This window comes from Pedobacter aquae (genome assembly GCF_008195825.1).
GTDB classification, from domain to species: domain Bacteria; phylum Bacteroidota; class Bacteroidia; order Sphingobacteriales; family Sphingobacteriaceae; genus Pseudopedobacter; species Pseudopedobacter aquae.
Genome location: NZ_CP043329.1, coordinates 791,560 through 805,017 on the forward strand (window position 1 = coordinate 791,560; position 13,458 = coordinate 805,017).

The 13,458-nt window shown below is 34.6% G+C and carries 12 protein-coding genes; 8 read left to right on the forward strand and 4 right to left on the reverse strand.

Translation table 11 applies throughout. The features are described 5' to 3' along the window. Position 1 precedes the first annotated feature (1 nt). Positions 2 to 655 carry a carbohydrate-binding family 9-like protein gene (locus tag FYC62_RS03615; protein WP_149073950.1) on the forward strand — a complete coding sequence of 218 codons (654 nt, stop codon included), beginning with the start codon at positions 2 to 4 and terminating at the stop codon, positions 653 to 655. Positions 656 to 721: 66 nt separating this feature from the next. Here the strand turns inward: FYC62_RS03615 and FYC62_RS03620 are convergent, their stop codons facing one another. Continuing rightward, positions 722 to 1,390 carry an outer membrane beta-barrel protein gene (locus tag FYC62_RS03620; RefSeq protein WP_149073951.1) on the reverse strand — a complete coding sequence of 223 codons (669 nt, stop codon included), beginning with the start codon at positions 1,388 to 1,390 and terminating at the stop codon, positions 722 to 724. 224 nt (positions 1,391 to 1,614) lie between these two features. Here FYC62_RS03620 and FYC62_RS03625 point away from each other — a divergent pair, with 224 nt between their 5' ends. The 4 genes from FYC62_RS03625 to FYC62_RS03640 are packed head-to-tail and all read left to right on the forward strand — an operon-like array spanning position 1,615 to position 4,882. Beyond that, positions 1,615 to 1,980 carry a hypothetical protein gene (locus FYC62_RS03625; RefSeq protein WP_149073952.1) on the forward strand — a complete coding sequence of 122 codons (366 nt, stop codon included), beginning with the start codon at positions 1,615 to 1,617 and terminating at the stop codon, positions 1,978 to 1,980. Positions 1,981 to 1,990: 10 nt separating this feature from the next. Then, positions 1,991 to 2,704, forward strand: coding sequence for a head GIN domain-containing protein (locus FYC62_RS03630; protein WP_168199371.1), 714 nt, complete (start codon positions 1,991 to 1,993; stop codon positions 2,702 to 2,704). Positions 2,705 to 2,758: 54 nt separating this feature from the next. Further along, the gene (locus FYC62_RS03635) at positions 2,759 to 4,087 is read left to right on the forward strand and encodes an MFS transporter (RefSeq protein ID WP_149073954.1); all 1,329 of its coding nucleotides are present in this window, start codon (positions 2,759 to 2,761) and stop codon (positions 4,085 to 4,087) included. A 57-nt stretch (positions 4,088 to 4,144) separates the two neighbouring features. Continuing rightward, entirely contained in the window at positions 4,145 to 4,882 is a 738-nt protein-coding gene (locus FYC62_RS03640) for a (Fe-S)-binding protein (RefSeq protein ID WP_149073955.1), read from the forward strand. A gap of 52 nt (positions 4,883 to 4,934) precedes the next feature. Here FYC62_RS03640 and FYC62_RS03645 read toward each other — a convergent pair whose 3' ends face one another. The 3 genes from FYC62_RS03645 to FYC62_RS03655 all read right to left on the reverse strand — a co-directional run bounded on the left by FYC62_RS03645 (position 4,935) and on the right by FYC62_RS03655 (position 7,194). Further along, positions 4,935 to 5,816 carry an SPFH domain-containing protein gene (locus FYC62_RS03645; protein WP_149073956.1) on the reverse strand — a complete coding sequence of 294 codons (882 nt, stop codon included), beginning with the start codon at positions 5,814 to 5,816 and terminating at the stop codon, positions 4,935 to 4,937. A 177-nt stretch (positions 5,817 to 5,993) separates the two neighbouring features. Further along, positions 5,994 to 6,314, reverse strand: a complete 321-nt coding sequence (locus FYC62_RS03650; protein ID WP_240534804.1) for a bleomycin resistance protein — start codon at positions 6,312 to 6,314, stop codon at positions 5,994 to 5,996. A 61-nt stretch (positions 6,315 to 6,375) separates the two neighbouring features. Beyond that, positions 6,376 to 7,194: a BRO-N domain-containing protein gene (locus FYC62_RS03655; protein WP_149073958.1), complete on the reverse strand. Its 819-nt coding sequence runs from the start codon at positions 7,192 to 7,194 to the stop codon at positions 6,376 to 6,378. A 267-nt stretch (positions 7,195 to 7,461) separates the two neighbouring features. Here FYC62_RS03655 and FYC62_RS03660 point away from each other — a divergent pair, with 267 nt between their 5' ends. Genes FYC62_RS03660 through FYC62_RS03670 form a run of 3 tightly spaced genes read left to right on the forward strand, consistent with a single transcriptional unit; the run spans position 7,462 to position 13,327 of the window. Then, positions 7,462 to 10,191, forward strand: coding sequence for an alpha-d-galacturonidase (locus FYC62_RS03660; RefSeq protein WP_149073959.1), 2,730 nt, complete (start codon positions 7,462 to 7,464; stop codon positions 10,189 to 10,191). Positions 10,192 to 10,196: 5 nt separating this feature from the next. Beyond that, a complete protein-coding gene (locus FYC62_RS03665; RefSeq protein WP_149073960.1) occupies positions 10,197 to 11,738 on the forward strand; it encodes an MGH1-like glycoside hydrolase domain-containing protein in 1,542 nt (513 codons plus the stop codon). A 26-nt stretch (positions 11,739 to 11,764) separates the two neighbouring features. Then, positions 11,765 to 13,327, forward strand: a complete 1,563-nt coding sequence (locus tag FYC62_RS03670; protein ID WP_039453553.1) for a glycoside hydrolase family 28 protein — start codon at positions 11,765 to 11,767, stop codon at positions 13,325 to 13,327. Positions 13,328 to 13,458 lie beyond the last annotated feature (131 nt).

Genomic DNA, 13,458 nt, shown 5'->3' on the forward strand with positions numbered 1-13,458 from the left:
TATGTTGGATACGCACCCTCGCATTTTTGTGCCTGATATTTCTAAAGATATAAGCACTTTAGATTTAAATATTATAGCTAAACAACTAAACACTTTAAAACCTCATAAGCTCATAAACTCCTCTTGGCCTAGTTTCAAAACCGATACAGAATCGTCTTTTTATATTGCCCATTTACAGGATACTTTACTATTAAAATTTAAAGTTTCTGAAACCTATTTTAAAGCATCCACTAGAAAAATTAATGATGATGTTCATCTAGATAATGGTGTAGAGTGTTTTATTTCCTTTTTTAATGATGAAAATTACTATAACCTAGAATTTAATTGTTTGGGGAGTTTAAAAGTAGGTTATGGTGCAGGTAGGTTTAATAGGGAGCTATTGCCAGAAAAAATATTAAAATCGATAAAAACGTATACTACACTTCAACATGATAAGACATTAAATCAATTTAATTGGGAAATATTGATTTCAGTACCGATAGATGTTTTTATGTTTTCTAACTTAAAGACTTTAAAAGGATTATCGGCAAAAGCCAATTTTTACAAATGTGGAGATGATTTACCAAAGCCAGATTATCTTTCTTGGACTTTTATGGATACTCTTGAACCAGATTTTCATCAACCAAATTTTTTTGGCGATGTATTTTTTAGCTGATTTATAAACAAATAAAGCGAACCATTATGGCTCGCTTTATTTATTTCAATATCTATAGGTATTAGCTTAAAAAGCGAACCCTACAGAGAAAGATAAAACACGGTTATTTTTCTCTACGTTAGTTGAGCTGGTACTACCCGGACGTAAGTTTGTTAAACCTAAACCGTAACCTGCACCAATATTAAAGCCAGAGGTAAACTGGTATCCTGTTAAGAAATTAAAACCAAAATCTAGAGGTTTAATATCATCTCCAGAGTCGTTACCAATATTCATATCCGTTTCTCCTTCGTAATCAATACCAAAGAAAGAACCTTCGCCTTTTAATTGGCCTGCTACGTTAAAACCAGCATAAGGACCTGCACCTAAAAAGAATTTGCCTGGTCCGGCTGGTACATTTAAAACAAAGTTTACAGGTACCTCAACAGCTAAAACATTTTCTGTAAGTTCATTATTTCCGCTAGTATACTTAGCGCCTTTACCTTGTAAAGAAATACCAGGTTGTACAGAGAACATCCCTGATAAAGGAACATCAGCATAACCCGTTACATGAAAGTTTACCGCACTTTCAGTATCGTTAGAGGTGTTAGCGTCATCATCAGTAAACTGATACTTAGGTAAGTTAACTCCGGCTTTTAAACCAAATCTGGTTGCTCCGGCAGAAGATGTTGTAGTTGTTTGTGCATATACAGTGCTTCCGAAAATGAAAGCTGCTGCTACTAAAAAAACTTTTTTCATAATTGTGTTATTTAAAATTAAATAAGTTCAATGCCCTTTGTTCAATATCAGGTCCAATTGGCATAGCCTATCGTATTTTTACATTATCTAACTGAAAATGAGCCTGATTTTTGCTGTAAACAGGATACTGGCCTTTCTTTGGTTTGTAGTTTATAAAATACATTTGTGTCACTTTTACGTTACAATATGTCGATTAAAGTATCATCTATATTTAATTTTGTTTTATGCAGGAGTTCAGGAACATCAGCGTAAGCGAAGAAGAAAAAAATAAATGGCTAGGAGAGCAGCATAAAAAAGAATTATGCGTTTTCCTTAAATATCAAGAGACTTTAATACACGATTTAATTTTTAGCTATCATTATCATAAAAAAGAAAGGGTGTATGATTTAGTGATACAAGAAAATCAAATCTTTTATAAAACTGCTGATAGCGGATATTTTATAGTTCATTATCAGATAGGTTTTTTTAATGCTTGTGCAGATTTAGATTACCATGCACCAGAAAAAATGAAAATTGATTTTAATTTTACCGATACTACTTTACAGCTGAAGGGCGAGTATATCCCAGAAAGAGAACCAGATGAAATTTAAAACGAAAAACATGAGAAACTATATTTTTTACACATTAGCATTATTCATAACTGTATTATCCTCTTGCGGAGGTTCTGGCTGTATTACCGGTTCCGGAGAGCAAATTGTTGAACAAAGAAGTATTGGCGATTTTTCTAAATTAGAAATATCGGGCGATTTTAAGGTGTTGATATTCCAATCAGATTCTAGCGCTATGAGTATCATGGCTGATGACAATATTATCCCTCATGTAAAGCAAAAAATATCTGGCGATGTATTAACCATAGTATTGGATGAAGATATATGCGATGGTGGTCCGGTTGCCATAAGTTTATCTTCTAAAACTTGGAATGCTATTAAAGCATCCGGTGCGGTAGAAGTGATAGGAGAAAGTAAAATTGTAGCTCAAGATTTTGAATTAGATTTAAGCGGTGCAACAGATGTAGCTTTAGTTTTAGAAGCGGCAAGATTAACCACCAAAACATCTGGAGCGGCAGAAATAAGTTTAAAAGGGCAAAGCCGACAGCATTTTATAGAAACCAGCGGTTCTAGCACCATTAAAGCATTTGATTTTGTAGTTAGTGATTATAGGTTGGAAAGTAGCGGTGCTAGTGATGCGCAAATAAATGTTTTAAATAGTTTAGAGGTAAAATCATCAGGGCAAAGCAATATTGTTTATAAAGGAAATCCAAAAACCATTAAGAGAGATGAAAGTGGTGCTGCAAGCATCACGCAAGCAAATTAAGCTTGGGAAATTGCCGTGTTAGAATTATAAAATATTTCTATAATTTTAAGCCCAATGTTTAAAGACAATAAAAAAACCATTCGTTCATGGGCTATGTTCGATTGGGCAAATTCTTCTTATAATCTGGTTATAACATCAACTATTTTTCCGGCTTATTATACGGCTATAACCACTACAAAAACAGCAACAGGCACAACAGATAAAGTTTCTTTCTTTGGTTTAGAGTTTGTAAACACGGCTTTATCTAATTACGCTTTAGCTGTAGCTTATTTAATTATTGCTATAATCACCCCTTTTTTAACCGCTACTGCCGATTATCGTGGTAACAAAAAGGTTTTCTTACGATTATTTACTTGGTTAGGAGCTTTATCTTGTGCAGGTTTATACTTTTTTAAGTCTGATACATTAGAACTTGGCGTTATTTTATTTGCCCTTGCAGCTATAGGCTATTGCGGCGGAATTGTATTCATAAATTCTTATTTACCAGAAATTGCCAGTAAAGAAAAACAAGATGCTGTAAGTGCCAAGGGTTTTGCCTATGGTTATGTTGGTAGTGTTATTTTACAAATTATATGTTTTGTTTTTGTATTAATGCCTGATCTTTTTGGTATTACAGATGCTACTTTTCCTGCTCGTTTATCTTTTCTTTTGGTAGGTATCTGGTGGATAAGCTTTGCGCATATCTCTTTTAGGGTTTTACCTAAAGGAAGCCCCAATTTTAATAAAGTAGACAAAGCCAAGATACATAGTGGTTTTCAGGAATTATTAAAAGTTTGGAAACAGGTGAGTCAAATGGCAGTGTTAAAATGCTATTTACTAGCCTTCTTTTTCTATGCTATGGGTGTGCAAACCATTATGTTGGTAGCTGCAAATTTTGGCGAGAAGGTATTGCATTTAGGTACAGAGAAGCTCATCATCACCATCTTAATTATTCAGTTGGTAGCCATTATAGGAGCCATTTTAATGTCTAAACTATCTAAACGCTTTGGCAATATACAAGTACTTATTTTTGTGGTAAGTATTTGGATATTGGTTTGTATTGCAGCATATCATATTACAAATCAGATAGAATTTTTTGCTTTAGCGGCTGTTGTAGGTTTGTTTATGGGGGGTATACAATCCTTATCACGCTCTACGTTTTCTAAGTTTATTCCAGAAAATACACCAGATACGGCTTCCTTTTTTAGTTTTTACGATGTTACAGAGAAGCTGGCCATAGTAGCTGGTTTATTTAGTTTCGGATTGATAGAAGAACTTACAGGTAGCATGCGAAATTCAACTTTGGCTTTAGCGTCTTTCTTTACTGTAGGTTTATGGGTGCTTTTTACAGTTTTAAACTCACAAAAGAAGCATAAAAATCAGGCTAGTATTCAGGCAATTTAAAATTGCCTAACGCTTTTTAACTTATATCCTTTACTTTTGAGCTTTTAACGCCCACAAATGAACGTAGAACTATTTATACCTTGCTTTGTTGATCAGCTTTATGCAGAAACAGCACATAATACCGTAAAACTTTTAGAAAAAGCAGGTTGTAAGGTAATTTATAATCCAGAACAAACTTGCTGTGGGCAGCCGGCATATAACGCAGGTTTTTGGGATGAAGCTAAAGAAGTAGGAAGTAAATTTTTAAATGATTTTTCTGAACAAAATTATATCGTTTCTCCTTCTGCTTCTTGCACCGGGATGGTGAAAAACGCTTATAATAACTTGTTTTTCAATACCGCTATTCATAATAAATGCAGAACCATACAAAGCCATATTTTTGAGTTATCAGACTTTTTAGTAAACATCGCAAAGAGAGATTATTTTGGTGCCGAGCTAGAAGCTAAAGTTGTTTATCATGATTCTTGTAGCGCATTAAGAGAATGTAAAATTAAAGAAGAACCACGCTTGTTGCTAGCCAAAGTACATGGTTTAGAGCTGGTAGAGATGAAAGATAATGAAACTTGCTGTGGTTTTGGTGGTACTTTCTCTGTTAAATTTCCTGATATTTCATCGGCTATGGCGGATCAAAAAGTGCAAAACGCTTTAGAAACCGGGGCAGAGTATATTGTTTCTACAGATGCTTCTTGCTTATTGCAATTACAAGCTTATATAGATGCGCATCAATTACCCATTAAAACCATGCATTTAGCAGATGTTTTAACTACCGGTTGGATGGAAGATGCTTCTTTATAAACTATAAAATTTCTTAAGGGATGGTTTTCTAACCTCCCTTAAGAAATCGTATTTATTCTTTTACTTGAGGGCTTTCTATTTTATTTTCCACAACAATTTTAGTTGCACCAGCTCTTTGAGACATCACTTGTTTACCAAGGTCTTGCAAACCTTTACTTTCATAAATTTTCATAGCCGTAGAAACGTCTATTGCTTGTCTGGTTTGCTCATCTAAATCAAAAGTTAGGGTAATAAAATTTAGTCTAACGCCAAGCGGCTCTAGTATTTTATTACTTTTATTTAATAGATGAGATTCAATTTCTGATTGGTCTAATTCAACAATATCTTCATTGATAAAAACAGATTTTGCAACATCTTTAATTCTTTTATCAATCACCATATTTTCTGCACTTTCAAAAGCTTTTTCATTAATAGCATCTGGATCATCCGCATTAGCGTTTGCTCTGCCAATATGCTTAGCTTGTTTTATAAATGCTAGAGGTTCAGTAATAGAGTAATCATAATCAATGTGAACGTTGGCTCTAACCCTGTCTTTAAGGTTAGAAATAAATTTACTCTCGCCTTGCATAGGGTAGTTAGGAATTACAACCTTCATGTAACAAGCGTTTAAGCCACCTTTGGGTACAGCATCGCCGGCGTTAATTTTTTTCCAGCTCATACCGCAATCATCAGAAACAACTACTTGCTGGTTTGATTTTGCATAATTACAGCTTTGCACAGTGAATAAAACAGCTATGGCACATAAAGTCCAAACGTATTTAGCGCCTTTTACAAAAGCATAAATGGCTAATGAAACACCTAAAAGTATGAAAATGCCGTTGATAGGGTTGTTAATCATGTAATTGCCAAGCATAGCTTTTGTAACACTGTAGATGAAGATACTTACCATAGCAACTGCTATTGCGATGAGAAAGAGTTTAAGGGTTTTGTTCATATGAGTTTAATTACTGAGTATGATATTGAGATTCCAAATTCTTGTTTTTATTACAATTATAGCCGATTATTTTTTTAATTCTTTTTATGGTAACTGATTTGACTAACTATCTGTACTTAACAAATGTAATATGTTGGGTAGCTGCTTTTAAAAATCATAATAAATTCTAATGAATTTTTAAGCTTCTTCACCAAAAGTTAACAAGTTAAAATCAGGGTCTAACAAGGCAAATTCTTTTTGTCTCCAAGGTTTGGTTTCTAAAGGTCCATTAGGATGTATTTCTACTCCATGTGTGATAAAGCCTTGATAGATTTCATCAATAGCTTTCAATCTGATGTAAACCTGACCGTAATTGTTTTTAGGATCTAAATCTTTAAACTCAAAAAAATGTAGTTCAATCTGGTCTTTAGCAACTATAAGATAATCACCATAATCTCCAGATACTTTAAAACCAAGTTTATTTACATAATACTCTAGCGTTATAGTTTTATTACGCATAGGGAGTTTGGGGCAGGTGGATGTTAACATAGATAAATAATTATATGATGATAAGATAAGTTTAATTTTTATTTTCTTTTTTAGGAGGAAGAAAATTATCTCCAGTAATTATACTTTTCCCAGTTTTAGCCTCTAATGCTTTACGAGCATTTTTTGCAATTTTACCACCCTTTTTACTAGCTAAGGCATTTTCTTTTAATCCTTCTGCTTGCTCTACCTCAGCTATTTGACGAGTTGAGAGCTCTGCTAAAGCAGTAAAAAGTAACTCTGCTTCGCTCATATGATCTCTTAGGTTTTGCGATTTCAAGTTTTTAAGCTCTTTATGTTTTTTTACCGTTAGGCCAGTCCATTCTTGGTGTATAATATTTGTAAGGAGTGCAAACTCGTCTTGTTTACTGATGCCATTTTCTTTCCAATAATCTGTTAGCTTATTACGAGTTTCTTGACCAGTCATACGTTGCTGAATCCATTTTTCGCTTCGTCCCATCTTCTGCCAATTTTCTCGAGCTCTATCCATACTAAGACTAGGGTCTTGTATTTCTTGTAAACGTTCATATCCTACTTTGGCCAACCATTGTCTAAATGGTTCTGCTTTGGGAGAGGGGATGGATTGGATGAGTCGAAATATATTTTCGGTATCTCCAGCTAATGTTTTACGATTTTTTCCATTAGTTAACATTGCTACCTGGGGACAATTTGTCCCTATGTACAGATTAAGTTCATGATCACGTTTCCTCATCTTTTTTAAATAGTCGGTAGGGTTTAAAGAATCTGTAAGTGCGGCAACTATATCAACTAAAGAAAAATACCAAGTTTCTTTTTCTTCATCGTAATGTCTTCTGATTTGTTTACTCTCAAACACAGCTATTGAATTTTCCATAGATATTTTTTCAAATATTTTTTAATGTAAGTTTAAATCAATATTACAAAAAATAAAACCCAACCATAAAAAGATACTATTGAAAATAAAATTTTTAGTAAAGCTGAGCTTACTTCAATAACCTTCCTGTTACAGAGATAAGATGCTATAATTCTTAGAGAAAAAACTACAAAGAATAAGCCTTTTAATAACCTATTTTTGAATTTAATATGCTTAATAGCAATTGTTGTTAAGGTTTTTATAAAAATCTGCAAACCTAAATTATATATGAAGTTCATTCTCAGATTTACAGGATACACTGTTTGTATGATGTTTTCTTTACTGCTCAACTCGGCGATAGCCAAAACAGCCAAAGAAAAAATTAATGTTGTGATACCCGCACAAGCTAACGTAAGAGTAGTGTTTGGTGCTACACAGTTAGTAAAACAGCTTAATCAATTAAATTACCAAGCGCAAATTGCTAAGAACAATAAGCCCAATACAAGGGTGAAAAATATCACCTTAACCAATCAAAAAACAAATGGTAAAGAAAGTTATGCGATTGTTTCTGATGCGAAAGGAAACATCAACATAGCTGGTGGAGATGATTCTGGAATTTTATACGCTTTTACCACTTTAACAGAACAAGTTAAAGCGCAGGGTAAATTGCCTCAAAATCTACAAATTAAAGATAAGCCAGAAATGGTTTTGCGTGGTACGGCAATAGGTTTACAAAAGCCAGATTATCTGCCTGGTCGTGATGTTTATGAATATCCATACACTCCAGAAACTTTTCCTTGGTTTTACGATAAGCAACAGTGGATAGCCTACTTAGATATGATGCTGGCTAACCGTTATAACTCTTTGTATTTATGGAACGGACATCCTTTTTCTTCTTTAGTAAAGCTAAAAGAATATCCTTACGCTTTAGAAGTTGATGAAGCTACGTTTAAAAAGAACGAAGAGATATTTAAATTTTTAACCGAGGAGGCCGATAAACGTGGGATTTGGGTTATTCAGATGTTTTATAACATCTTGATACCAAAACCTTTTGCAGAAAAACACGGATTAAAAACTCAGGATAGAAACCGCCCAATCATCCCAATTATTGCAGATTATACGCAGAAATCTATTGCTGCTTTTGTACAAAAATATCCTAACGTAGGTTTATTGGTTACTTTGGGCGAGGCTATGGAAGGCGTAGGGCAAGATGATATTGATTGGTTCACAAAAACCATTATCCCCGGTGTACAAGATGGTTTAAAAGCGCTAGGAAGTAAAACCGAGCCACCTATTGTATTAAGAGCACATGATAGTGATGCGCCTGCGGTTATGAAAGCAGCTTTACCATTGTATAAAAATTTATATACCATGGCTAAATACAATGGCGAGGCTTTAACAACTTATACGCCACGTGGTAAATGGGCCGATTTACACCGTAGTTTGAGCAGAATAGGAACCGTACATGTTCAAAATGTACATATTTTAGCTAATCTAGAGCCTTTTAGATATGGCTCGGCAGATTTTATTCAAAAATCTGTACAGGCTATGCACCATGTTTATGAGGCTAATGCCTTGCATCTTTACCCGCAAGCATCTTATTGGGATTGGCCTTATACAGCCGATAAAGCACCAAATAGATTGATGCAGTTGGACCGCGATTGGATTTGGTATAAAGCCTGGGCCAGATACGCATGGGATTCTAAAAGAGAGCGTTCAGCAGAAATTGCCTATTGGTCTAAAGAGTTAGGCGCAAAATACGGTGCAAATCAAGAAACGGGTAAATATATTTTAGATGCTTACGAAGAATCAGGAGAGATTTCTCCTAAATTATTAAGACGTTTTGGTATTACCGATGGAAATAGGCAAACGCTTACTTTAGGGATGCTTACCACACAATTTATAAATCCTTTCCGTTACGGAGTTTTTACTTTGATGTACGAGTCTGAAGCGCCCGAAGGCGAGATGATTATTGACTATGCCGAGAAAGAGTGGAAAAAACAAGGTCATATAGGCGAAACGCCTGTTCAAGTTGCTAAAGAAGTGGTTGAGCATGGTAGAAAAGCTATTGCCGCAATAGAAAAAGCAAAAACTGGTGTAAAGGCAAATCAGGATGAGTTTGATAGATTGCTTAACGATATGTATTGCTACGATGCTATGGCAAACTTCTATGCCGATAAAGTAACCGCAGCATTATGGATTTTGAAATTCAAATATTCTAACGATGTTAAAGATTTAGACCAAGCATTACCATTCTTAGAAAGTAGCGTTCAGCATTATCAGAAATTGGTCAGACTAACAGAAAATCATTATTTATACGCCAACAGCATGCAAACCAAGCAGCGTAAAATACCTATGCGTGGTGTTGATAAAACTTTTATCCATTGGAAAGAAGTATTGCCTGTTTTTGAAACCGAATTGAAGAATTTTAAGCATAGTATAGATTCTTTAAAAAGTACCAAAACAGCCAGTAATATCGCCTTTAAGGCTTATGAAAATGCGGTAGTTAAATTTCAAGACAAGCAATTGTACTATACTGTAAAAGAGCAAGCTAAGGCTTTCACCGATGAAGATTTGCAAATAAAAGCTTTAACACCAGAACTTGTTGGTTTAAACGCTTTACAATTATCAGCGGAAGCACAAATAAAAAATGGTACGCAAATTACCTTTACCAATGTTAAACCTGTAACCGTTTTGGTAGGATTTTTTAATAAAAAGGATGCTCAGTTCTCACCAACGCCAGAGTTAGAGACTGATGCTAGTGCTAACAATTACGGACAAGCAGAAAGTAAACTTTCTAATGCTATCATTATAGAAAATTATCCGGCTATAAATGTACATGCTTATACTTTCCCTGCCGGAAAAAATACCTTAAGTTTAGCTAAAGGAAAAGCCTTAGTTTTAGGTTTTATAGATGCAAATCAGAAAATTAAAATTTTTGATGCAGGCTTAAATGGCAATGGCAGAGATATAGATTGGCTTTTTGGTCATTACGCACCAACTGATGTTAAATTGTAAAACCCATGAAGAAATTATTGTATAGCTTTTTAATAATCTTATGTGCTAAAACTTCGGTTTTAGCGCAGCAGGTAAATCTTAGCCAAAAATTAAATCAATACGTTAAGCAATTTAATACCGATGATAACGAAGCGGTAAAAAATCTGGTGCCTAATGCCGATGCTTATAACTGGTTGAATGAGAATATTCCTTTGTTAGATTTTCCTGATAAAGAGATAGAAGAGAAGTATTATTTCCGTTGGTGGTCTTTTAGAAAACATCTGAAACAAACGCCTGATGGCTACATCTTTACCGAGTTTATAGAACCTGTAAAACATGCCGGAAAGCATCAATCTATCAGTTGTGCTTTAGGTCATCATATCTACGAAGGTAGGTGGTTAAAAAATCAAGAATACATGAAGCAATATCTTAATTTTTGGTTGTATGATGCTGATAAAGGACAATCAAAACCACGTTTCCATCAGTTTAGCAGTTGGGTAGATGATGCTGTTTTAGCACAATACATGGTTCATCCTGATAAGGCATATCTGCAAAAAATACTACCTGCTTTAGATGCCGATTATGAAAAATGGGAGCAAGAGCGTAAGCTTAAAAACGGTATGTTTTGGCAGCATGATGTTAAAGATGGCATGGAAGAATCTGTTAGCGGAAGCAGAAAAGACGAGAATATGCGCCCAACCATTAACAGCTATATGTATGGTAATGCCAAGGCTTTAGCTTTATTAGCACAAGAAGTTAATAACCCAGCATTAAAGCAAAAATATACTAGCAGAGCAGCTGTTTTAAAGCAATTGGTTCTGGATTCTTTATGGGATGCCAAAGAGAAATTTTTTAAAACCAGAATGGCTAAAGGAGATACTTTAAATGGCGCCAGAGAAGCCATAGGTTTTATTCCTTGGTATTTTAACTTGCCTGCCGATAAAAAGGAATACGCCACAGCTTGGAGTCAGTTATTAGATACTGTTGGTTTCAAGGCTAAATGGGGCTTAACAACTGCCGAGCGTAGAGAGCCTACTTTTAGAACTCGCGGAAGCGGTCATGGCTGCGAGTGGGATGGTGCTGTTTGGCCTTTTGCTACCTCGCAAACTTTACGTAGTTTATCTAATTTATTGAATGATTACAGCAAAAAAGGTAAAATGAATGCTTCTGTTTTTTATGATGAGCTGCATAAATATGCTTGGTCTCAGCAAATGTACGGTAAGCCTTACATTGGCGAGTATCAGGATGAAAGTAATGGCGAATGGCTAAAAGGAGATCATCCGAGAAGTAAATTTTATAACCACTCTACCTTTATGGATTTGGTTATTCAGGATTTAATAGGCTTAAAGCCACAGCTAAATAACTCAATTATTATTAAACCCTTAATCCCGAAAGGTAAAGCAGATTGGTTTCAATTAAGTCAGGTGCCTTATAAAGGTAAAATACTCACCATTATTTGGGATAAAACCGGGGAGCGCTATCAAAAAGGAAAAGGTTTAATGCTTTTTGCTGATGGTAAACTTATAGCTCAATCTAAAAAATTGCAAACTTTAAAAGTTAATTTATAAATCTCACAAATTTTCATCAATATCACATGTTCAAGATTATTAAAAGCATAAGTTTTATTTGCTGCTTAAGTCTTTGCTTAAATGCTTACTCGCAAAACTTCTATAATGTTGTAAAATATGGTGCAAAAAACGACAGTAGCAAGCTAGCCACACAAGCTATAAGCAAAGCTATAGCAGCGGCCTCAAAAGCTGGCGGTGGTACGGTTTATTTTCCTGCTGGGAAATATTTAACAGGCCCTATTCACTTAAAAAGTAACATTACCATTTTTATTGATGCTGGTGCTGAGCTTCATTTTAGCGATAATTTTGATGATTATTTGCCGATGGTAAAATCTAGATGGGAAGGTACAGAGGTTACCAATTTCTCGCCATTTTTTTATGGTTATGAATTAGAAAATATTGCCATTGTTGGCAGAGGAAAAATAGATGGACATGGTAAAAAATGGTGGGCTTTTTCTGAAGTTCATGTAAAGAAATTAACAGAAGATTCTAAATGGCAAAAAGAGTTTAAAAGGTTAAATAAAGATGTTTTAGCTCCGGATTTACCGGGCTGGATAGAAAGAGGATTTTTACGTCCGCCTTTTATACAATTTATGTATTGCAAAAATGTGCAAATTAAGGATATTACTATTGTAAACTCTCCATTTTGGACGGTTAACCCACAATTTTGTGAAAACGTTACTATTGATGGCGTTACAATAGAAAATCCACCTTCACCAAATACAGACGGTATTAACCCAGAATCTTGCAATAATGTACATATTTCTAATTGCCATATTAGCGTTGGTGATGATTGTATAACGATAAAATCTGGTAAAGACCGCTCGGGCCGAAAATTAAATGTACCGGCCGAAAATTATACCATTACCAATTGTACCATGTTGCGTGGTCATGGTGGTGTGGTTATAGGTAGCGAAATGTCTGGCGGTGTTAAGAAAATCACCATTTCTAATTGTGTTTTTGATGGTACAGATAGAGGCTTGCGTATTAAAACCGCTCGTGGTAGAGGTGGCGTGGTAGAAGAAATCAGGGTGGATAATATCATCATGAAAAATATCCGAGACCAAGCTATTGTTTTAGATATGCAATACGCAAAAACAGATGTAGAGCCTATTTCAGAAAGAACTCCGGCATTTAGAAATATACATTTTAGTAATATCACCGCTCAGGTAAATCAAGCTGCATATTTGAATGGTTTAGAAGAAATGCCTATAGAAAATATCAGTTTTAATGATATTAATATTGATGCAAAAAGTGGCTTTAAGATTAAAAATGCAAATCGTATTTCTTTCCATAATGTGCAAGTAAATACCAAAATGGGCTCTGCCATAGTTGCAGAAAACGTAAAAGATTTAGTTATTGATGATGTTAAATCTTACAGTCCTATAAAAGGTGTTCCTTTAATTGATTTCATGAATGTAGAAGACGCTTTTCTTTACAATTCTTATCCTGTAAAAGGAACTGATATTTTCTTAAGATTAAAAGGCGAGTTAACCAAAGATATTACCGTTAAAAACAACTTGTTAAAGCATGTTGTAACGCCAGTATTAAAAGAAAAAGAGGTAAAGATTGATGTTGTTGCCGATTAATTATTTAGTTGTTTTAAACCCCGATTTTGTGTCAGGCTGAGCGGAGTCGAAGCCCTTTCTGAGTATATCAAAGAGAGCATGTTTTGACTACGTTAGAAATGGTTTATGGTTTAAGATAGCCTCAAAATGCA

Bases quoted from the DNA above. Each gene is read 5' to 3' on its own strand.
- FYC62_RS03655 (WP_149073958.1), bottom strand. From the start codon at position 7,194: ATGGAAAATTCAATAGCTGTGTTTGAGAGTAAACAAATCAGAAGACAT.
- FYC62_RS03665 (WP_149073960.1), top strand. From the start codon at position 10,197: ATGAAGAAATTATTGTATAGCTTTTTAATAATCTTATGTGCTAAAACT.
- FYC62_RS03620 (WP_149073951.1), bottom strand. From the start codon at position 1,390: ATGAAAAAAGTTTTTTTAGTAGCAGCAGCTTTCATTTTCGGAAGCACT.
- FYC62_RS03625 (WP_149073952.1), top strand. From the start codon at position 1,615: ATGCAGGAGTTCAGGAACATCAGCGTAAGCGAAGAAGAAAAAAATAAA.
- FYC62_RS03630 (WP_168199371.1), top strand. From the start codon at position 1,991: ATGAGAAACTATATTTTTTACACATTAGCATTATTCATAACTGTATTA.
- FYC62_RS03650 (WP_240534804.1), bottom strand. From the start codon at position 6,314: ATGCGTAATAAAACTATAACGCTAGAGTATTATGTAAATAAACTTGGT.
- FYC62_RS03645 (WP_149073956.1), bottom strand. From the start codon at position 5,816: ATGAACAAAACCCTTAAACTCTTTCTCATCGCAATAGCAGTTGCTATG.
- FYC62_RS03640 (WP_149073955.1), top strand. From the start codon at position 4,145: ATGAACGTAGAACTATTTATACCTTGCTTTGTTGATCAGCTTTATGCA.
- FYC62_RS03615 (WP_149073950.1), top strand. From the start codon at position 2: ATGTTGGATACGCACCCTCGCATTTTTGTGCCTGATATTTCTAAAGAT.
- FYC62_RS03660 (WP_149073959.1), top strand. From the start codon at position 7,462: ATGAAGTTCATTCTCAGATTTACAGGATACACTGTTTGTATGATGTTT.
- FYC62_RS03670 (WP_039453553.1), top strand. From the start codon at position 11,765: ATGTTCAAGATTATTAAAAGCATAAGTTTTATTTGCTGCTTAAGTCTT.
- FYC62_RS03635 (WP_149073954.1), top strand. From the start codon at position 2,759: ATGTTTAAAGACAATAAAAAAACCATTCGTTCATGGGCTATGTTCGAT.